The 20,374-nt window shown below is 55.0% G+C and carries 14 protein-coding genes; 7 read left to right on the top strand and 7 right to left on the bottom strand.

Annotation, left to right across the window (positions count from 1 at the left end; all coding sequences use genetic code 11):
- The first annotated feature begins 545 nt into the window (after nt 1-545).
- Nucleotides 546-1,265: a two-component system response regulator ArcA gene (gene arcA / locus K0I31_RS03965; RefSeq protein WP_011864583.1), complete on the top strand. Its 720-nt coding sequence runs from the start codon at nt 546-548 to the stop codon at nt 1,263-1,265.
- Between the two features lie 496 nt (nt 1,266-1,761).
- On the opposite strand, the gene K0I31_RS03960 is transcribed toward arcA, so the two are convergent.
- Nucleotides 1,762-4,014: a S9 family peptidase gene (locus tag K0I31_RS03960; RefSeq protein WP_220079984.1), complete on the bottom strand. Its 2,253-nt coding sequence runs from the start codon at nt 4,012-4,014 to the stop codon at nt 1,762-1,764.
- Between the two features lie 206 nt (nt 4,015-4,220).
- On the opposite strand from K0I31_RS03960, the gene K0I31_RS03955 reads away from it, so the two are divergent.
- Nucleotides 4,221-5,210 carry a class 1 fructose-bisphosphatase gene (locus K0I31_RS03955; RefSeq protein ID WP_220079983.1) on the top strand — a complete coding sequence of 330 codons (990 nt, stop codon included), beginning with the start codon at nt 4,221-4,223 and terminating at the stop codon, nt 5,208-5,210.
- A gap of 82 nt (nt 5,211-5,292) precedes the next feature.
- On the opposite strand, the gene K0I31_RS03950 is transcribed toward K0I31_RS03955, so the two are convergent.
- From K0I31_RS03950 to brnQ, 6 genes are all read right to left on the bottom strand, one after another.
- Nucleotides 5,293-6,321, bottom strand: a complete 1,029-nt coding sequence (locus tag K0I31_RS03950; RefSeq protein ID WP_220079982.1) for a DUF2157 domain-containing protein — start codon at nt 6,319-6,321, stop codon at nt 5,293-5,295.
- A gap of 65 nt (nt 6,322-6,386) precedes the next feature.
- Nucleotides 6,387-6,731, bottom strand: a complete 345-nt coding sequence (locus tag K0I31_RS03945; protein ID WP_220079981.1) for a hypothetical protein — start codon at nt 6,729-6,731, stop codon at nt 6,387-6,389.
- 556 nt (nt 6,732-7,287) lie between these two features.
- Complete coding sequence (recJ, locus tag K0I31_RS03940; protein WP_220079980.1) at nt 7,288-9,012, bottom strand: single-stranded-DNA-specific exonuclease RecJ; 1,725 nt, start codon at nt 9,010-9,012, stop codon at nt 7,288-7,290.
- A 119-nt stretch (nt 9,013-9,131) separates the two neighbouring features.
- The gene (gene dsbC / locus K0I31_RS03935) at nt 9,132-9,857 is read right to left on the bottom strand and encodes a bifunctional protein-disulfide isomerase/oxidoreductase DsbC (RefSeq protein WP_220079979.1); all 726 of its coding nucleotides are present in this window, start codon (nt 9,855-9,857) and stop codon (nt 9,132-9,134) included.
- A 220-nt stretch (nt 9,858-10,077) separates the two neighbouring features.
- Nucleotides 10,078-10,989 (bottom strand): site-specific tyrosine recombinase XerD, encoded by a 912-nt coding sequence (xerD, locus tag K0I31_RS03930; RefSeq protein WP_220079978.1) that lies wholly within the window; start codon nt 10,987-10,989, stop codon nt 10,078-10,080.
- Nucleotides 10,990-11,067: 78 nt separating this feature from the next.
- Nucleotides 11,068-12,378, bottom strand: a complete 1,311-nt coding sequence (brnQ, locus tag K0I31_RS03925; RefSeq protein ID WP_258406167.1) for a branched-chain amino acid transport system II carrier protein — start codon at nt 12,376-12,378, stop codon at nt 11,068-11,070.
- Nucleotides 12,379-12,907: 529 nt separating this feature from the next.
- Here brnQ and K0I31_RS03920 point away from each other — a divergent pair.
- From K0I31_RS03920 to K0I31_RS03900, 5 genes are all read left to right on the top strand, one after another.
- Nucleotides 12,908-13,627: a tRNA1(Val) (adenine(37)-N6)-methyltransferase gene (locus K0I31_RS03920; RefSeq protein ID WP_220079977.1), complete on the top strand. Its 720-nt coding sequence runs from the start codon at nt 12,908-12,910 to the stop codon at nt 13,625-13,627.
- A gap of 89 nt (nt 13,628-13,716) precedes the next feature.
- Entirely contained in the window at nt 13,717-14,937 is a 1,221-nt protein-coding gene (gene srmB, locus K0I31_RS03915) for an ATP-dependent RNA helicase SrmB (protein WP_041406410.1), read from the top strand.
- Between the two features lie 238 nt (nt 14,938-15,175).
- The gene (locus K0I31_RS03910) at nt 15,176-16,390 is read left to right on the top strand and encodes an efflux RND transporter periplasmic adaptor subunit (protein ID WP_220079976.1); all 1,215 of its coding nucleotides are present in this window, start codon (nt 15,176-15,178) and stop codon (nt 16,388-16,390) included.
- The gene (locus tag K0I31_RS03905; protein WP_220079975.1) at nt 16,390-19,539 is read left to right on the top strand and encodes an efflux RND transporter permease subunit; all 3,150 of its coding nucleotides are present in this window, start codon (nt 16,390-16,392) and stop codon (nt 19,537-19,539) included. The genes K0I31_RS03910 and K0I31_RS03905 overlap by 1 nt, the downstream gene beginning before the upstream one ends.
- A 137-nt stretch (nt 19,540-19,676) precedes the next feature.
- The gene (locus tag K0I31_RS03900) at nt 19,677-20,279 is read left to right on the top strand and encodes a TatD family nuclease-associated radical SAM protein (RefSeq protein WP_220079974.1); all 603 of its coding nucleotides are present in this window, start codon (nt 19,677-19,679) and stop codon (nt 20,277-20,279) included.
- Nucleotides 20,280-20,374 lie beyond the last annotated feature (95 nt).

Below are 20,374 nucleotides of genomic sequence, written 5' to 3'. Positions count from 1 at the left end.
TTATAGCAAAATTCCTCCGCCTTCCTAGAGGTGTGAGACAGGTCACTTTATTAAATTTTATTAATACCATTAAAATCAGAATCTTACGTACGCAAATGTGATTTACATCAAATCTCAAAGGAATTTTGTTAACATTTCATTTGTTAACAAATGACTAAAACGAGTACAATAAGTTCGTTGATTCACTTCCACTCATCTCACGATGAAATACTTTTTGTTACATCTTGTCGACGACAAGGTCATCAAAAGTTAGTCAATTTCCTGTATAAAATGTGAGCTTAGGCTGATTTAGCATTTAAACTTGAAAATATTACATAGTTAACGGAACTATTCCCAACTATTGTTAATCGAAGTGAGTAACAGTTCGCGTGTCTTTTGAAAGAGATACGTATACTTTACTAATCATGAAGTGTGTTGCTGTACCAATTGGGTTTGATAAAAGCACTACGTGAGTTCGGTAATTGTCGCGAAGACAGATAGGGCGCAGCAGCACCAACTAGCGCTCATGGTTAGAACAGTTTTAAACAAATATTAGGTAAATAAATATGCAAAACCCGCACATTCTGATCGTTGAAGATGAAGCCGTTACCCGGAACACGCTAAGAAGTATTTTCGAGGCTGAAGGATATGTGGTAACTGAAGCCAATGACGGCGCAGAGATGCATAAAGCCATGCAGGAAAATAAGATCAATCTTGTGGTTATGGATATCAACCTACCAGGTAAGAATGGTCTGCTACTTGCGCGTGAACTTCGTGAAATCAATAACATCGGCCTTATCTTCCTTACCGGCCGTGACAACGAAGTTGACAAGATCTTGGGTCTGGAAATTGGTGCCGATGACTATATCACCAAGCCATTTAACCCACGCGAACTGACTATCCGTGCACGTAACCTGCTGACTCGCGTCAACAGCACCGGCGGCGAAACCGAAGAAAAGAGTGCCGTAGAATTCTACCGCTTCAACGGTTGGAGCCTAGAGATCAACAGCCGTTCACTGGTGAGCCCACAAGGCGAGTCGTACAAGCTGCCCCGCAGTGAGTTCCGCGCCATGCTGCACTTCGTTGAGAACCCAGGCAAGATCCTGACCCGTGCCGACCTGCTGATGAAGATGACTGGCCGTGAGCTTAAGCCACACGACCGTACCGTGGACGTGACCATTCGTCGAATCCGTAAACACTTCGAAAGCTTGCCTGATACGCCAGAGATCATCGCCACCATCCACGGCGAAGGCTATCGTTTCTGCGGTAACTTAGAAGAAGCATAAATCACATCCAGCTAGCGCAAATGTGATTCGATTAAAAAGCCAGTCTAACGACTGGCTTTTTTGTACATGGACTGTACTTATCCCCGGAGCCCATGGATGGAAAGACTTGGTATTTGCATCTACAGACTTTATCGCACTCACCTAATTAACATCATCACGCTGCATTGCTTTGAATCGCCTGCCCGGCGATGGATGTGCAAACACAATTTTAGCACGCCGTACTTCCATCCTTGGAGGCTCCGCGACGACGTCCTGTCGTCAAGGGCCAAAATCGTGTTTACACTGGTATCTTCTATCTCTTCGATTTCGCTTCTTTTGATAGGTGCACAAAGGTTCTAAAACTAGGCTAACTAAGATTAGTTAGGTTTATTCATACCTTATTAAAATTAATTCAAAACCAACTCATCTGCCTTCAAGACTGCTATTCCCACAAAAAGCCCTGCTGCTTTCGATAAGCAACAGGGCTTTTGTTTTGCTAAGGCCTAGCGCCGATAACTTAGTGCTTCAGCTGCCTATCGAAGAAGTCGGCCAGTGAGCGATAGAGGTGAGTGCGCACCTTCTCGCCGCGCATCGAGTGCTTAGAGCCGGGGTAATCTATCATCTGGAACAGCTTGCCCTCGTCCTGCAGCGCCTTGTAGACACGGGTGCTGTTCTCAAACAACACGTTGTCATCGGCCATGCCGTGATACATGAGCAGGCCAGACTGATAACCTTTGACGTACGGCAGTACGCTAGAGGCCTCATAGCCTTCGGCATTGGTCGCCGGGTGCGACAGGTAACGCTCTGTGTAGTGGCTATCATATAGAGACCAGTCGGTCACGGGGGCACCCGAGATAGCCGCCTTGAAGTAGTCCGGCGCCTTAAACAGGCTCATCAGCGCCATGTAGCCGCCATAGCTATGGCCATAGATAGCGATATTCTTGCCATCGACATAGCTCAGGCTACGCAGGTAGTCGACACCGGCCTTTTGGTCATTCACCTCAGCCTCGCCCAGATGCTTGTAGATCACCTGCTCAAACTTAGTACCACGATGGGCCGAGCCGCGGTTATCCAGCTGGAATACGATGAAGCCCTGCTGCAGCAGATACTGGGTAAAGTAGTCGTGCTCGCTCCAGCTGTTAACCACCAGCTGAGCATGGGGACCACCGTAGACACGCACCACCACAGGGTACCGCTTAGTGGCGTCAAACTGCGTCGGCTTAAACAGGCGATATTGCAGCGCCTGACCGTCTTCGGCCTTTATCTGTCCAAACTCAGGCAGCTGCCACTGACCAAAATAGGGATAAAGGGGATGGCTCTTGTCCACCTTGTTCTGCTCGACCCAGGCCAGGCGTTTGCCCTGCTCGTCATGAAGGCTGATCTGCGGCGGCTGCGACAAGCTGTTAAAGTAATCCAGGTAGATCGCCTGATTGTCGGCAAATACCGGTGCGTGCATGCCACTACGCTTGCTCAGCTGTTCTATCTTGCCGCCCTTAAGCGGTACGCGAAACAGGTGCTGCTCGACCACACTCGCCTTGCGGCCGGTGAAATAAACCCAACCCGCCTGCTCATCCACATGCACCAGCTCGTCCACCGCCCAATCGCCTTTAGTCAACCGCTTAAGCAGTCGTCCCTGCTGATCGAACAGATACAGATGGTTAAAGCCGTCACGCTCCGATGCCCACAACATCTGCGGTGATTTTTTGAGGAAATATAGGTCGTTATTCAGGTTCACCCAGGCGTCACTCTCCTCGCGGATCATGGTCATGGGCGCATCTTGACTGCGAAGATCTAAGATCCGCAGATCCAGTCTGTGCTGATCTCGGCTCTGCCACTGAAACGACAGCTGCAGGCTATCAGGCAACCACTTCACTCTCGGCAGATAGATATCCTTCTCCTCACCCAGATCGACCCAGCGTACCTGCTTATTGGCCAGAGTCACCACACCTAGGGTGATGGCCACGTTATTCTTGCCGGCATAGGGGTAGCGCTGCTCGGTTAGCTTGATTCCATCGGGATAGATCTCGTTGCGAGTCACCAGCTCGACACCCGACTCATCGATACGGGTAAAGGCGATGGCCGACTCATCCGGCGCCCACCAGTAACCCGTCATTCTGTCCATCTCCTCCTGGGCGACAAACTCTGCCATGCCGTTCTTAATAGCGCCGCCACCGTCTGTGGTCATGGCAGTCAGCTTCTGAGTGCGCAGATCGAAGACATAGAGATTTTGATCACGGACGAAAGAGACATAGTGGCCTTTAGGCGACAGCTTGGCGTCTGTGGTAAAACCCTCCCCTACAGGCAGTGGCGTCACCTTGTTATCGCCCAGCGAGTAGTAATAGAGGGCGCCCGATGCCGGGATCAGCAGCGCCTGGCTATCATCCGCCCAAAAATATTCCATGATCCCCTGACCATAGATGCGTTGACGCTCGCGCCGCGCCTTCTCCTCATCGGACAGCTCACCGCTCTTTAACTTGTCGGCGTCCAGCAGCAGACTCTGTTTACCAGTCGCCACCTCCATCTGCCAGAGATCGTAGAAGTGTTGATCCTCTGCCCGACCAGCCAGATAGGTCACACGCTTACCGTCGGGCGACAGCTTTAAGCCCCTGGGGCTACTGCCCGCCAGTGCGGGAGAGGCGTAGAGCCTTTCTATCGTGAGAGGTTCATTGCCGCCGACAGGCTGCGCAAGTTGGGGTTGTGACGCACTTACCGCGTGAGATAGAAACATAGGCACCGCCATCAAGGCTGAACTTATCCATTTTTTAGTCATTATTATGTCCTGGATAGAAAACAGGTATAGGTCAAATTGCAGGCTAGCATTGTGCCCTAAAGTGACGCAAAACAAAAACCGCGATCCAGACGGGCTAAATTGCCGCTGAAAAAATGATTCATCTGGGGTAGAATCGCCCGCATAACAAGATAAACAAGATCTGATCTCCAGTGCGAGCCTAGCTCCCATTTGTCATAGGAAATAACATGCAAACTCTGGCACAACACCTTAGTTCTCAAGGAATTCAAGCCCCGCTGGCCCAGCTGTTAACCACGCTGGCCGATACCTCTAAAGCCATCAGTCACGCGGTGCGTCACGGCGCCCTCGCCGGCGTATTGGGCGCCACAGAACAGGAAAACGTTCAGGGCGAAACCCAGAAGAAGCTCGACGTGATCACCAATGACATGCTTAAAGAGGCGCTCACGGCCGACAGCACGGTACGAGGCCTGGCCTCAGAAGAGGAAGATCATATCGTCGAGGTGGGTCAGAGTGGCGACTTCCTGGTCTGTTTCGACCCACTGGATGGCTCGTCAAACATCGACATCAACTCGCTGGTGGGCACCATCTTCTCGGTACTGCCGGCTCCAAGCGGTGAGCTGAGCGAGCAGAGCTTCCTACAGCCCGGCCGTCAACAGGTCGCCGCCGGTTACGTGCTGTATGGTCCATCGACCATGCTGGCCCTCACCACAGGCCAAGGGGTGCAGCTGTTTACCCTCAACCCAGAGACCAACGAGTACCTGCTGACCAACGAAGCCATGTCCATCAGTAAGGATACCAGCGAATTTGCCATCAACATGTCTAACCAGCGTTTCTGGGAAGCGCCGATGCAGACCTATATTGCCGATCTGCTGCTTGGCAAGATAGGGCCGCGCGAAAAGTCATTCAACATGCGCTGGATCGCTGCCATGGTTGGCGACGTGCACCGCGTACTGTCACGCGGCGGCCTGTTCACCTACCCGGCCGACAACAAGAACCCAGAGAAGCCATACAAGTTACGCCTGATGTACGAGGCAAACCCTATGTCTTTCCTAGTTGAACAGGCTGGCGGCAAGGCCTCTACCGGTTATGAAACCATCATGGACATTCAGCCAAGCGAGATCCACCAGCGCGTCGCTGTGATCTTAGGCTCGGCCAACGAAGTCGATGCCTGCCTGGAATACCATGGCCAGGACTACAGCGAAGAGCCAAGCCTGTAAGCTAGTCTGCTGCTTTAATAAGTAAAAAGTCGCCAATTGGCGACTTTTTTATTGCCTCATGGCAAGCATGTAAAAAGCCAATTCACGACTTCGATTCCAGCAATGCCCTAAGTGGCGCCGGCAGTAATGCTCTCGATTTTTCGGTAATGGCTTTTTCATGCTTCTGCCAGAGCACACCGAGATAAACCACCCCGAGCCCGATAAACGATAATGCGATCGGGAACAGCCAGTTATCCTTAAAGACGTCGTAAGCCAAGTAACTGAGATAGCCGCAACTGCCAAGGGCACCAAACACCACAAACACTCTTCGAACTAACAGCGCGCCAACCCCAATCATCAACAGGTTAATGCAGAAATAGATGAACTTTGATAGTTCACTGTCAGAGTGCTGGAAAGATAAACCACACCAAAAAGCGATGACCCCAAATATGTAAATCCAAAAGCCATAGTCAGCCTTATGGTGAGACCTGATATCGACCCAAAAGGCGAGCCCTATCATTAACAGGCCTAAATACATTGAGACTAAGGACCTAAGCTCCCATGTTATATCATCACCCGAGATCACCACAGTCATGTCCATCGTCATATACCAGAGGGTGACCGCGATAGGCATGATTAAAAAGGGATATTTATATCGCCACGCGGTGATGACGCCGACGACGAGTGTACCCAGTTCCATGTATAACCAATGCCATTTTATGACTCTGTGATAATCCCTGTAGGCACTCTCATCTGGCCATACACCTAACCATTGTTGCAGGCCATAAATCGCTAGAGGGGTTAGACAGACGACAAAGGTGGCACAAATGCCAGCGGGAATAATGAGGCCTCTTGCTGAAAACCTGTTGGTCAGGGTTAAACCAACAGCCGCATAGAGCATCGAGATAAACAAAATACCTGCGCCGCCGAAGGACTCCCACCCTAAGTTCATGAAAAGTGTCATTGCGCCGATGGCGATAAGCCCACCCAAGTAATAGAGCACATGGGTAAAGGTAAATTTGGGATTGGCACTAGGCTGAGCGGCTAAGAACTGATAGAGGGCTTCAGCTTGCTGAGCTGAAATGATATTTTCCCGCGTCGCAGCATCTAACTGCTTCTTACTGACATCCATGTTTACTCCCTGACATTAATTTTTGTCGAACACTGTGGCTACAGTGATATTGCGATAATCACTTGTTATCTTTGCCTTTCTCGATTGAGCTTATCGACAAGAGCACGCAATTTTGTCAACTTAAGCTCGGTAAGCAGCACGACGACAAACAGCCACAGGCCTCCAGCAATAAAAACGGAACTAATAAAGCTGCCACTCTGGTGTTGATATCCATAAAGCCCGAACATAAGGGCCAAAGAAGCAGATAACGACTTGCCCCAATCGTTGCTGCCAAGCTTATACTCGTCCTTCGCAATATCCTTGGTAACCGTGACAGGGTTAGCGAGACCATCGAGCTTCACAATGGCTTTGCTATCCTTTTGACGAACGTTGAACCCTTCACTCTCTAGTACTTCAACAACGCTTTGCATAATTTAAGGTCTCCTTTCCTTATCGATGTGAATATCAGTATTTGATGATAGCGCCCTCTCGCAGCAGCACCTTCTGTGCATCTTTGCATCTCTACGCTCCACACCAGATTATCACAATTTAAGCATCATCTTGATACGCTGCCGCTTCGATAGGTAAAGCGGCTAGCAGGGGGAATTCACTTGCCCACAAAAACTGAGCCGCCTTCAAACCGCAGTAGCACCAATAAGTCGATCTAAGAGGCGTTGAATACTGAGTTTAAATATTGCGAAGAGGAGCGAAATCAGGATCGAATGTTCGCGACATGTTGCTCCATTCCCTCATCATACGAGAGCACCGCCAAATCGAAAATATGTTAGATAAGATGATGTAGATACGTCGTTCTCTCACATCCTTGTGATCACGACATTCGTACTTCCATATAGCGACCCCGCGGGGCAGGCGTTAGGTAACAGCTAAGTTATAGCCTTTCAGAAGAGCCTTAACAATCACGCCGTCAGATGCTTTTTCAAAAAATACTGGCCGTCGACAAAGCAATCCTAAACCTTAATACCAAGGCTACTTAGGTTCGATCTGCTCCACCATTAGCTGCAGGCTCTCGTTGCCGCGAAACTCATTGATATCCAGCTTGTAGGCGACTTCGGCGTATTGGATGGTGGCATCGGGCCAGGTGGTGAGATCCACGTTGAAGGCGATGGCATCCACCATGGTCTGGCCGCATTCGCTCTCGAGCACGAGTTTGAGGTGACGCTCGCCCACGATCCGCTGCTGCAGGATACGAAACACGCCGTCGAATATCGGCTCGGGGAAGTTCTGCCCCCAGGGGCCCGCACTGCGAAGCTCCCTGGCCAGTGCCATGTTAAGCTGAGCCGGGCTTAGTTCGCCGTCGCTGACGATCTCGCCGGTCAGCTGTTCGGGCGCAAGCAGTTCGCGCACCGCCTCATCATAGGCCTTGGCGAAACGTTCAAACTCACCGGCGCGCAGGGACAGGCCCGCCGCCATGGCGTGACCGCCAAATTTTATGATCATTCCGGGATGGCGGGCATTGACCAGCTCCAGCAGGTCGCGCATATGTAGCCCCTTTATGGAGCGCGCCGAGCCCTTGATCTCCCCCTCGCCAGCCTCGGCGAAGGCGATCACCGGCCTGTGATACTTATCCTTGATTCGCGACGCCAGGATACCGATCACCCCCTGGTGCCAGTCTTGCTGGTAGAGGGCGATCCCCCAGGGCAGCTCGGCCTCATTAAGCGACAGACTCTCTAGGCTCTTTAGCGCCTCCTGTTGCATGTCAGTTTCCAGCTCGCGCCGCTCGGCGTTGAGTCCGTCCAGCTCGCTGGCCATGCGCCGCGCACGCATCATGTCGTCGCACAACAAGGTCTCGACCCCTAAGGCCATCTCGTCCAGGCGCCCGGCGGCATTGAGCCTGGGGCCGACCGCGAAGCCAAAATCGGAGGCCACGATGCGGGATGTGTTACGCTTGGCAACTTCCAAGAGCGCGGTGATCCCCGGGCGGCAGCGTCCGGCGCGCACCCGCTTGAGGCCGGCGTCCACCAGGATGCGGTTGTTGGTATCCAGCGACACCACATCCGCCACTGTGCCCAGGGCGACGATATCCAGCAGGGTGGCGAGATTGGGCTCCTGTATGCCCTGTGCCTGATACCAGCCACGGCTACGCAGCTCGGCGCGCAGGGCAGACATCAGATAGAAGGCCACGCCAACCCCGGCGATCGCCTTGCTGGCGAAGCCACAGCCTAGCTGGTTAGGGTTCACTATCGCATCGGCCTCGGGCACGCTGTTGCCCGGCAGGTGATGGTCGGTGATCACCACCTGCATCCCCAGCGCCTTGGCCGCGGCGACCCCTTCGATGGATGAGATGCCGTTGTCGACGGTGATCAGCAGCTCTGCCCCCTTCTGCTGGGCCACCTGAACTATCTCAGGGCTGAGGCCATAGCCGTAATCGAAGCGGTTGGGGATCAGGTAATCCACATTGGCGGCGCCCATCATTCGTAGGGCAAGCAAGCAGACACTGGTGGAGGTGGCACCGTCGGCGTCGAAGTCGCCGACGATCAGAATCGACTGCTGCTTAGCCATGGCATCGGCAATGATGGCCGCGGCCCTGTCCACATCCTTGAGTGTGTCGGGGCGCAGCAGGTTAGCCAGCGCCAACTCGCAGTCGTCCACTGTGCAGCCTCGGCTGGCGTAGACTTGCTTTAGAATGGGAGAAAGATGACTCGGCAGATGGCTGTCATCTACCTTGGGGCGGCGCACTATCTTATGGATCACGACTCAAACAACCTCTAAAAATCTTGTCGCTAGCATAACAAAGCCAGCTCGGAACACACAGTAAAAGATGGCCAAAAAAAAGGTGAGCCCAGGCTCACCTTGTCTCGCACACTAGCGACTTATTGGATGCGGTCCAGCACCTGGAGTAGCTGCTCAGGCGGCTGATAACCCGGGATCATGGTACCGTCTTCCAAGATAATGGCTGGCGTGCCGTTAACCCCCAGGCTCTGACCCAGGTTGTATTGCTGGGCGATCTTAGCGTCACACTTGGCGCCGCCAATCTGCTTGCCCGCCTTGGCATCGGTTAGCGCCTTAAGTGGGTCGGCCGAGCACCATACGGCTTCCATATCGCTGGCATTCTTCGATGGCACGCCCTGACGAGGGAAGGCCAGGTAACGAACCGTGATGCCAAGGTCGTTGTACTTGTCTATCTGGTTGTGCAGCTTCCGGCAGTAGCCACAGGTGATGTCGGTAAATACTGTCACCACATGCTTCTCATCCTTGGCCTTGTAGACCAGCATGTTTGGCTCAAACGGCTTAATAGCCTCCATACGTGGGCCAGCCAGGGCGGCCTCGGTGAGGTTCTTCATGCCATTGTCGAGATCATACAGGTTACCGTGAAACAGCTTAGTACCGTCTTTGCTGATGTAGAGCACGCCACGGTTGGTGATCGCCTCATACAGGCCTGGGATTGGCGACTGGCTAAGGTTTTGCACCTCGACGCCTAGGGTATCTGATAATTTCTGCTTCAACTGGTCGCCATTGTCGACCACGTTGTTTGATGCCGCCATCAGGGGCGTGGCCACCATGGCAACAACTAAGGTGAGCGCTCGGGTAAACTTCATTAGAATTCCTATAGGGTGTTAGGGCTAATAGCATTAAAGCAAAATAGGCTGCCGGTTTTCCAACCTAAATTGTTACTAAAACTTGCTATGACCAAGATGTCATTGTTATAGACCGGCCTAGAGGCAGAAAAGTTACATGCTCGAGGCCGTTAAAGCAAACGAATAATCGCAATGGAGGCCATCACTTAGGCCTTCACAGTGCAATTTTGTGGCTTTCGCATCAACCTCTGGGGTGATGGGCTTGATGCAGCTGGGCCAATCTGGCCTTGGCCACATGGGTGTATATCTGGGTAGTAGAGAGATCGCTGTGACCCAGCAGTAGCTGCACCACCCGCAGATCCGCGCCATGATTGAGCAGATGGGTGGCAAAGGCGTGTCTCAGGGTGTGAGGCGACAGATGCACCACAATCCCGGCGCGCTGGGCGTAGAGCTTGATCCTGTGCCAAAAGGTCTGGCGGGTCATCATGTTGCCGCGCTTGGAGGGAAACACCACGTCGCTGGCCTTGCCTTTTAACAGCTCGAACCTGGCCGCCTTAAGATAATCCTCTATCTCGGCGCCCGCCTGCTCGCCAAAGGGCACCAGGCGCTCCTTGCTGCCCTTACCCACTATGCGTACCACACCTTGCCTCAGACTCATCTGATCCAGCGTCAGCCCCACCAGCTCAGACACCCGCAGTCCACTGGCATAGAGCAGCTCCAACATGGCGCGATCCCTGGCCTCGACGGGATCTTCCCGGTTGGGCTCGTTAAGCAGGTGATCCACGTCCGCCTCACTCAGGGCATCGGGCAACTTTCTCGCCAGCTTGGGCGGCTTGATCATCGCCATGGGGTCGATCTCAATCAGCTTCTTGGCGAGCAGGTATTTATAGAAGCGCCGCAGGCTACTGAGCAGCCTGGCGCTGCTGGTCTTGGCAAAGCCCTGCTCGACCCGTAGCGCGAGATAGTCACGCACCTCAGCCTGACTGGCCAATAGCAGGCTGGAGCCCTGTTTATTAAGGTAACGGTCGAAGTGGCTGAGATCGCTGCGATAGGCCTGCAGCGTGTGATCGCTCAGTCCCTTGGCGGCCCAGAGATCATCGAGAAACGGCTCGATGAGGGGATCGGTCTGATATTCGTTGCTCTCAGCTAGCACAGGAAATCCTTTAGATACAAAAACGGTGCTAACTCTTAGAGTTAACACCGCTATCTTACGCTATGGCTTAGGCTGGCATCAATTTAATACCGCTTCACCTCGTGGGCGTTTGACCATCAAGCAGGCAAAGATGGTAATTGCCGTCGGAATTAACCAGGCCATGCCCTGAGCCGACAGTGGCATCACGTCGAACATGCTCATGTTGACACCCGCCGCCTTGAGGCCGTCGATGATGCCAAACACCAGGGCCACACTCAACACCATGCGGTGGGCGAAGGCAGGCTGGGCAAAACGCTCGGTCAAGTAGGTCACCGCCACCAGGGCGATCGCCACAGGGTAGATGGTCACCAACACAGGAATGCTGATGTTGATCAGCTGCGCCAGACCTACGTTAGCCACCACGGCGCAGGTGACGCTCATCACCACTACCAATAGCTTGTATGAGAGGCTAGGCATCAGCTCGTTGAAGTACTCGGCGCAGGCAGACACCAGGCCGACAACCGTCGTCAGACAGGCCAGAGTCACCACGGCCGCCAGCAGTAGCTGACCCGAGGCGCCAAACTGGTGGTTCACATAGTTGGTCAGGATCACCCCGCCATTATCGGCGCCTACGGCCAGATCACCGGCGGTCGCGCCCAGGTAGAAGAGTGATACATAGACGAACGCCAGACCACCGGCGGCGATAAAGGCCGCGCGCACCAGGTACTTGGTCTGCTCTCTTGGCGAATCCACGCCCTTCTTACGCAGCAGGTCGATGATCAGCATGCCGAAGATCAACGATGCCAGGGTGTCCATGGTGTTATAGCCTTCGATGATCCCCTTGGTTAGCGGGTTCGTCTGATAGTCGCCCACGGCAGCAGCCACGTCTGAGCCTGGTAGCACAACCACAGAGACCGCCAGACCCACCAGCAGGATGATCATGATAGGAGTAAGCACCTTACCTACGCTGTCCAGCAACTTACCGGGGAACAGCGACAGCAACATGGCGATGCCGAAGAAGATGCTGGTATAGAGAAGCTGTGAGCTGGTGAAGACGACACCGGCGACTTCAAAACTCGCCTGAGCATCTTGGATAAAAGGCTTGTAGCCCATCTCATAGGCCACCAGGCCTGCACGAGGCGCGGCAAAGGCTGGGCCTATGATGATGTAGATGGCGATCGCCAGCATGGTCGCGGCCAGCGGTGGCAACAGGCCCATCACCTTGCCATTGGCCTTTGCCACGGCAATCAGGGTCACCAGCGGCAGGGTCACCGCGGTCAGCAGGAAGCCGATCATGGCCCAAGACATATTCTCACCGGCAAGGAATCCGGCCAGCGGCGGGAAGATCAGGTTCCCCGCGCCTAAGAAGAAGGCAAAGGTCATGAAACCTAAGCCCAATGTATCCGTCATACTCAATTTATTGTTCTGCACACAACGCCCCGTTAATCTGCTTTGTATAATGATCTTAATCGCTTAGTGGAAATTATTGGCTAATGACCGCGACCTTCATTGCGTGTAAACTTCTTATTACACGTCTCCGTGGTAAATCTAGCCCATTCTTGGCTACTTCTTGAACGACAGCAGGATTAACTAACGCTAAAAATGCATTCAAACTGGCTTACCTGGCTCAAATCAAGGCTTTCAGCCCCGATAGGAGGACCTACTATTAGCAAAAAGGCCGCCGAGACACAAGATTGTGGCGCCAGATCGATGCAAATGAGAGCCTAATTTTAACAAACTCGCCACAGGCTGTTTTCACCCTTCACACCAGGCAACATTTGGCCCTAGCAAGATTCACTGTTTTGCGCCCCTGTAACAGCGGACTTTCAGCGCCAAGCGAATTTCTGGCTCAAGCGAGTTTCAGGCATTAGCGGGTTTCTGCATTGGATGGGATCACGTACAATGCGCCCCACGCATCTCTAATCTCCAACATCAGGCCATGCCCTTTACCTTCAAGCAATTTCACGTCGATGACAGCCACTGCGGCATGCCCGTCAGCACAGATGGCGTCCTGCTGGGCGCCTGGGCACCACTCACCCAGGCCAAAACCATACTGGATATCGGCGCCGGCAGTGGTCTGCTGAGCCTGATGGCGGCCCAGCGCAGCGAGGCGGCGATACAGGCGTTGGAGATAGACCGACTGGCGGCGCAGGACTGCCAGCACAATATCGACCAGAGTCCCTGGGGCTCACGCATCACTTTGATCCAGGCGGATCTGCTGCAGTGGTATCCAGGCGTACAAACGAAGTTCGACCATATCCTCTGCAATCCGCCCTATTTCGACAACGGGCCTCAGTCTCAGTGCAGCAAACGCGCCCAGGCCAGACACACGGACAGCCTGGCGTTTGACCAGCTATTGTCAGCCATCAAGCAGCTGCTGGCCCCCCAGGGCAAGGCGAGCCTGATCTTGCCAAATGCCAGCCTGGGACGATTTCTAACCCTGCTGGCCGATTTTGAGCTCAAGCTAATTGCCAGGGTCGACATCACCACAGCGCCCAATAAGGCGCCTCAACGGCATCTGCTCTGCCTGAGCCACGGCGTCTCGAGCGCCGAGTCTGGCGAAGCGATAGAGGCTGAGCACCTCAGCATTCGCGATGCCTCAGGGGCATACAGCCAAGCTATGATTGCCCTGACCCAGGCCTTCTACCTCAAGCTCTAAACCGCAGCAAATAGGCTAGGTGAGCGGCCTCGCACTTTACTCAGGTTTGGGTGTATAATGCGCCGCTATTATTTAGAGAGACGCAGCGCATGCAATTTGAAGATTTCCACCTTGACGACACCCTGCTCGAGTCGCTCAAGGCGATGGGCCATCTTGCCCCGACCACCATCCAGCAACAGACGATCCCCCTAGCCCTGGAGCACAAAGATATCCTGGCGAGGGCACCGACAGGCACAGGCAAGACCGCCAGCTTCCTGCTACCGGCGCTGCAACATCTGCTGGACTTCCCCCGCCGCTACTCGGGCCAAGCGCGCGTGCTGATCCTCGCTCCAACCCGTGAGCTGGCCAGCCAGGTACACAGATACGCCAGCCATTTGGCCACCGGCCTGGGGCTGGATATCGCCATCATCACGGGCGGTGTGCCTTACGCTCCACAGGAGCAGGCGCTCAAGGAAAATATCGACATCCTGGTGGCCACACCCGGCCGTCTGATGGAGTACCTGGACAAGGAGCTCTTCGACGCCCAATCGGTGGAGATCTTGGTACTCGACGAGGCCGACCGCATGCTGGACATGGGTTTCTCCTCGGCGGTGCAGTCTATCGCCATCGAGGCGCAGCAGCGTAAGCACAACATGCTGTTCTCTGCGACCCTGGAAGGCGGCGGCGTGAGCCGCTTCGCCGAGATGCTGCTGACCAATCCTGTGACCATAGAAACCAAGCCGCCCCGCAGCGAGAAGGCCAAGATCCATCAATGGATGCACCTGGCCGACGACAAAGAGCATAAGTTTGCCCTGCTGTGCGACATCCTCAAACGTGAAGAGGTCAGCCGCGCCATCGTCTTCGTCAAGACTCGTGAGGTCGTAGCCAGCCTGGAAGGTCAGCTGCAACAGGCCGGTATCCACTGCGCCTTCATGCGTGGCGACATGGAACAGAAGGCACGTTTTCAGGCGCTGGGCCGCTTCACCAAGGGCGAGGTTAACGTGCTGCTGGCCACCGACGTGGCGGCCCGCGGTATCGACATCGACGGCATCACCCATGTGATCAACTTCGATATGCCGCGCTCGGCAGACACCTATGTGCACCGCATCGGCCGTACCGGCCGCGCCGGTAACAAGGGCACGGCCATCTCTCTGGTCGAGGCCCACGATATGCGCGTCGTCGCCAAAATTGAGCGCTATATCGAGCAGCCGCTGAAACGCCGGGTGATCGACTCGCTGCGCCCTAAGCACAAGGAAGCTAAGGTGCCCACCAAGAAGAAGGTGAAGAGCAGCGACAAGAAGAGCCCGAAGAAAGCCAAGAAGAAGCGCTAGCGTTAGGCTCGCCAAACGCCCGCCGTCTCGGCAATTAAGCGTCCCTTAGGGGGCGCTTTTTTTATGGCAATTTAACAAATTGGTAGCAAGTGTCACCAGCTTCACTTGATTTTCAATATGTTAAATTGGTTTAACAGAGTAAATTTGACACATTTTATTTACAAAAAGACTTTTGCGCACAGCAGAGACTCTGGTAATTTATAGGGCATTCAGCTCAGCACGGAATAGCATGAAGTCAATGATAAAAATTATCCTACGAAGAGTTTTCCCCCCTTTTCTTATCCTGATCGTCTTCGGCCTGTTTGCCGCCCTCTTGATGAGTACTCAGGAAGCCCCAGAGCAGAAAGAGGAAGAGATGCCGGTTCCCATAGTGGACGTGATGCCGGTACGAAGTGAAACCGTTTCATTAAACCTGCCCTCCTACGGCGTGGTGCTCCCCAAGAACAAGACCCAGCTGGTCACAGAGGTGCAGGGACGCATGCTGACCATCTCGGACAAGTTTGTCGCCGGTGGCATAGTCAAGCGCGGCGATATGCTGGCGCAGATCGAACCCTCGGATTACGAGGCGGATCTGATGCAGGCGCAGGCCACCCTGGCCCAGGCCAAGGCGGCGCTGGATGAAGAGATCGCCCGCGGCGAAGTGGCCAAAGAGGACTGGAAAGGTTACGACGGCGGCGTGCCGCCAGAGCTTGGTCTGCGTGTGCCACAGCTCAAGAAGGAGCAGGCCAACGTCAAGTTTGCCGAGGCCGCCCTGGCGCGTGCCCAACGCAACCTGGAGCGCACCACCATACGCGCGCCGTTCGATGGCATCATCAAGTCCCGTAACGTGGATCTGGGCCAGTATGTCACCCTGGGCACTAATCTGGGCGAGCTGTACGACACCCGCATCGCCGAGATCCGTCTGCCGCTGGCCAACCATGAGCTGGCCTACCTGGAATCTATCGACAATCCCGATACCCAGGTGACCCTGAGCGCCGAGCTGGCGGGCCGCACGGTAAACTGGACAGGCCAAATAGTACGCAGCGAAGGGGTGATCGACGCCGACAACCGCATGGTCTACCTGGTGGCCGAGGTGAAAGACCCTTACTTAAGACAGAACAAGACTGAAGGCCAGTTGCCGCTGAAATACGGCAGCTTCGTCAACGCCATCATCAAGGGCCGCACCGTCGAGGGGATAGTCAAGCTGCCTCGCTATATCGTCCGGGATCACCAGGTCGCCGTGGTACGCGATGACAACACCCTAGAGATGCGTGAGGTCAATGTGGTGCGCAGCGATATCGACAAGGTCTATATCAAGGACAGCCTCAAAGATGGCGAGCGCATCTCACTGACCACCATCAACAACATGGCCACCGGCCAGCTGGTGAAGGTGATCGGCGAAGAGGACAAGTCTCAGAGCCAGGACAAAGAGGATGAGAGCCAGCAGACCCTAGTGGCAGCAGGTGATCAGTAATGGAGACCAATACCAATAAGGGCATCATTGCCTGGTTCGCCCGCAACAGCGTGGCGGCCAACCTCTTGATGTTTGCGCTGCTGATCGGCGGCCTGTTCAGCACTGTGCTGATCAATAAGGAGGTCTTCCCCTCCTTCGAGCTGAACTATCTGCAGATCACCGTCGCCTACCCCGGCGCCGCCCCTCAGGAGATCGAAGAGGGGATCAACATCAAGATAGAAGAGGCGATCCAGGATATCAGCGGCATCAAGAAGGTGACTTCGGTCGCCAGCGAAGGCTCTGGCAGCGTCACCATAGAGGTGGAGGACGGCTTCGATGCCCAGGATATCCTGGACGAGGCCAAGCTGCGCATCGACGCCATCGCCACCTTCCCCGACAATATCGAGAAGCCCAACATCTTCCGCATCAAGCCAGAAAACAACGTTATCTGGGTCTCAGTGTATGGCGACATGAACCTGCACGAGATGAAGGAGCTGGCCAAGAGCATACGTGAAGAGATCACCGCCCTACCCGCCGTCACCCGCGCCCAGGTCACCGGCGTGCGTGACTATGAGATAGGCATAGAGGTGTCCGAAGACAAGCTGCGTGAATATGGTCTCAGCTTCGCCGACGTGGCGATGGCGGTGCGTAACTCTTCCATCGACCTGCCCGGCGGCTCGATTCGCGCGGAGGATGGCGACATCCTACTGCGTACCAAGGGCCAGGCCTACACCGGCGACGACTTTGCCAAGATAGTGGTCAAGACCCGCAAGGATGGCAGCCGCATCATGCTGCCCGAGGTGGCCAACATTCGCGACGACTTCGAGGAGCGTCTGGAATATACCCGCTTCAACGGTAAACCGGCGGCCATTATCGAGGTGCTGAGTGTCGACGATCAAAACGCGCTGGATATCTCCTCCCAGGTGAAAACCTATGTGGAGGAGCGCCGCGCCACCCTGCCAGCCACTGCTCAGCTAGATACCTGGGGCGACCTGACCCACTACCTAAAGGGCCGTCTCAACATGATGCTGTCGAACATGTTCTACGGCGCCCTCTTGGTATTTATCATTCTGGCGCTGTTCCTCGACTTGCGTCTGGCCTTCTGGGTGATGATGGGCCTGCCGGTCTGTTTCCTCGGCGCCATGCTGCTGATGCCACTGGAGCCCTTCTCGCTGTCGATCAACATGCTGACCCTGTTCGCCTTCATTCTGGTGCTGGGTATCGTCGTGGATGACGCCATCGTCATCGGCGAGAGTGCCTATACGGAGATCGAGCGCCACGGCCACTCGCTGGACAATGTGATCAAGGGGGCCCATAAGGTCGCCATGCCCGCCACCTTCGGCGTGTTGACCACCATAGCCGCCTTCATCCCCATGTTGATGGTCTCTGGCCCCATGGCGATCATCTGGAAATCCATCGGCCTGGTGGTGATCCTCTGTCTCGCCTTCTCACTGGTGGAATCTAAGCTTATTCTGCCGGCGCACCTGGCTCACCTAAAGCCACGCCGCCCGAGCCCTAACCCCAACCTGTTTGTGCGCTTCAAGACGGCGCTCAACAACAAGGTGCAACACTTCATTCACCACAGCTACCGCAGCTTCATCGGTCGCTGTATCGAGCACAGATACAATGTGGTCGCCACCTTCGTCGGCGTGCTCATCCTCTCGGTGGCGCTGGTCGCCAGCGGTAAGGTGCGCTGGGTCTTCTTCCCCGATATTCCGTCCGACTTCATTCAGGTGCGGCTGGAGATGGATGTGGGCAGCTCAGAGGCCAACACCCTCAAGGTGGTCAAGGAGATCGAGAACGCCCTCTATGTGATGAACGATCAGATGGAAGACGAGTACGGCTATCCGGTTGTGAAGCACAGCTTCATCAACATGGGCTCGCGCACCTCCGCCTTCATCTTCGCCGAGCTGACCAAGGGCGAAGACAGGGACGTAGACGGCGTCACCATCGCCGATGCCTGGCGCAAGGCGCTGCCAGAGCTTATCTCGGTGAAGAAGCTTAACATCAATGCCAGCACCAACGACGCCGGTGGCGATATCTCCTTCAGGCTCACCTCGAGCGATCTCGAGCAGCTCTCCCAGGCCGCCGACGAGCTGAAACAGAAGCTGCGCACTTACGAGGGGGTGTATGACATCTCGGACAACTACTCCTCCGGCAGCCACGAGATCCGCCTGGCAATCAAACCCGAGGCCGAGGCATTGGGGCTGACCCTGTCGGATCTGGCCAGCCAGGTGCGTTACGGCTTCTACGGCTATGAGGCCCAGCGTATTCTGCGCAACAAAGAAGAAGTCAAGGTGATGGTGCGCTATCCGCTCGAGCAGCGCCGCACCCTGGGGCATCTGGAAAACATGATGATCCGTACGCCCCAAGGCACCTCGGTGCCCTTCTCCAGCGTGGCCGACATAGAGCTGGGTGATTCCTACTCGTCGATCACCCGTGTCGATGGCCGCCGCGCCATCACGGTTATCGCAAACGCCAACAAGAATGTGGTCGAGCCCTCCAAGGTGGTGGGTGAGATCCAGAAGGATTTCCTGCCTTACCTTGAGAGCAAGTATCGCCACATCTCCACCACACTCGATGGTGGCAGCGCCGATGAGCAGAGCGCCATGATAGGCCTAATCCAGGGCTTTTTCTTCGCCATGTTCACCATCTATGCGCTTATGGCAATTCCGCTCAAGTCCTACAGCCAGCCGCTGATCATCATGTCGGTGATCCCCTTCGGTATCATAGGCGCTTTGTTCGGCCACTTCATCCTGGGGCTCTCCATGAGCGTGCTCAGCCTGTGTGGTATCGTGGCGCTGGCCGGGGTGGTGGTAAACGACTCGCTGATCCTGGTGGATTTTGTCAACCGCGCCCGCGCTCAGGGCCTGCCGCTTAAAGATGCCGCCATAGACGCGGGCTGTTATCGTTTCCGGGCGATCATCCTCACCTCTATGACCACCTTCGTCGGTCTGGTGCCCATCATCCTCGAGCGCAGTCTACAGGCGCAGATTGTGATCCCTATGGCCACCTCGCTGGCCTTCGGTATCCTCTTCTCCACCGTGGTGACCCTGGTACTGGTGCCCGTGCTCTACATCATACTCAACGATATCAGGCAGCTCACCGGCCGCGTGTTCCGTTGGTGGTGGCAGCCCCGTAGCCATAGCGTCGAGGGCGAGCAGTCCTAACCAATCTAAATTCGAAGGGAGGCTTAGCCTCCCTTTTTGATCCAGCAGAGGTTTTCGCTACGCCAAACGCGCTAGACTCCTGCCATTCTCCTTGCAACTCATTTTGCCAAGGCCAGTCAATCACAGCGTCGAGTACCATGAGCCAGTCCACCTTAGTCTACGACATTCGCAACAGCCGCTACCTCAACATCACGGGTCGCTGCACCCTTAGATGTCAGTTCTGCCCCAAACATAACGGCAGCAAGCAGGTACATGAGTACCAGCTGGATCTCGACCATCAGCCAAGAGCCGATGAGCTCATCCCCCTGCTGGGCGAGGTGAGCCAGTTCGACGAATATGTGTTCTGCGGCTACGGCGAGCCCACCCTCAACCTAGCCACCTTGCTTAGCGTGGCAAGAGAGATAAAACGCCGCGGCGGCAAGGTGCGGGTCAACACCGACGGCCTGGGCAACCTGTTTCACCGGCGCAACATACTGCCTGAGTTAGCCGAGGTGGTCGACGCCCTCTCCATCTCGCTCAACGCCGATACCGAAGCCGCCTACCTCAAACACTGCCAGCCCAAGCTTAAAGGTGCTTATGAGTCACTGTGGGACTTTATCCGTATGGCACCCGGCTATATCGAGCAGGTGCAGGTGTCGGCCATCGAAGGCCTGGAAGGGGTGGATATCGACAGATGCCGCGCCCTGGTGCTCGATGCCAAGGCGCAGTTTAAACACAGAAAGCTCGGCGTCGTCGGTTAAGCTATCTGGGCGCCGCAGGTTGAAATAGCGGGGCGTCATCCGATGATTTACCGGGGCGTTGCCGGTTTGTAACCGACTGTGTTCTGCGGCGAAAA

Source organism: Shewanella spartinae, from assembly GCF_019457555.1.
Classification (GTDB): Bacteria; Pseudomonadota; Gammaproteobacteria; order Enterobacterales; family Shewanellaceae; genus Shewanella; species Shewanella loihica.
This window is presented reverse-complemented; position numbering and strand designations above follow the sequence as displayed.

Bases quoted from the DNA above. Each gene is read 5' to 3' on its own strand.
- arcA (WP_011864583.1), top strand. From the start codon at position 546: ATGCAAAACCCGCACATTCTGATCGTTGAAGATGAAGCCGTTACCCGG.
- K0I31_RS03960 (WP_220079984.1), bottom strand. From the start codon at position 4,014: ATGACTAAAAAATGGATAAGTTCAGCCTTGATGGCGGTGCCTATGTTT.
- K0I31_RS03955 (WP_220079983.1), top strand. From the start codon at position 4,221: ATGCAAACTCTGGCACAACACCTTAGTTCTCAAGGAATTCAAGCCCCG.
- K0I31_RS03950 (WP_220079982.1), bottom strand. From the start codon at position 6,321: ATGGATGTCAGTAAGAAGCAGTTAGATGCTGCGACGCGGGAAAATATC.
- K0I31_RS03945 (WP_220079981.1), bottom strand. From the start codon at position 6,731: ATGCAAAGCGTTGTTGAAGTACTAGAGAGTGAAGGGTTCAACGTTCGT.
- dsbC (WP_220079979.1), bottom strand. From the start codon at position 9,857: ATGAAGTTTACCCGAGCGCTCACCTTAGTTGTTGCCATGGTGGCCACG.
- brnQ (WP_258406167.1), bottom strand. From the start codon at position 12,378: ATGACGGATACATTGGGCTTAGGTTTCATGACCTTTGCCTTCTTCTTA.
- K0I31_RS03920 (WP_220079977.1), top strand. From the start codon at position 12,908: ATGCCCTTTACCTTCAAGCAATTTCACGTCGATGACAGCCACTGCGGC.
- srmB (WP_041406410.1), top strand. From the start codon at position 13,717: ATGCAATTTGAAGATTTCCACCTTGACGACACCCTGCTCGAGTCGCTC.
- K0I31_RS03910 (WP_220079976.1), top strand. From the start codon at position 15,176: ATGATAAAAATTATCCTACGAAGAGTTTTCCCCCCTTTTCTTATCCTG.
- K0I31_RS03905 (WP_220079975.1), top strand. From the start codon at position 16,390: ATGGAGACCAATACCAATAAGGGCATCATTGCCTGGTTCGCCCGCAAC.
- K0I31_RS03900 (WP_220079974.1), top strand. From the start codon at position 19,677: ATGAGCCAGTCCACCTTAGTCTACGACATTCGCAACAGCCGCTACCTC.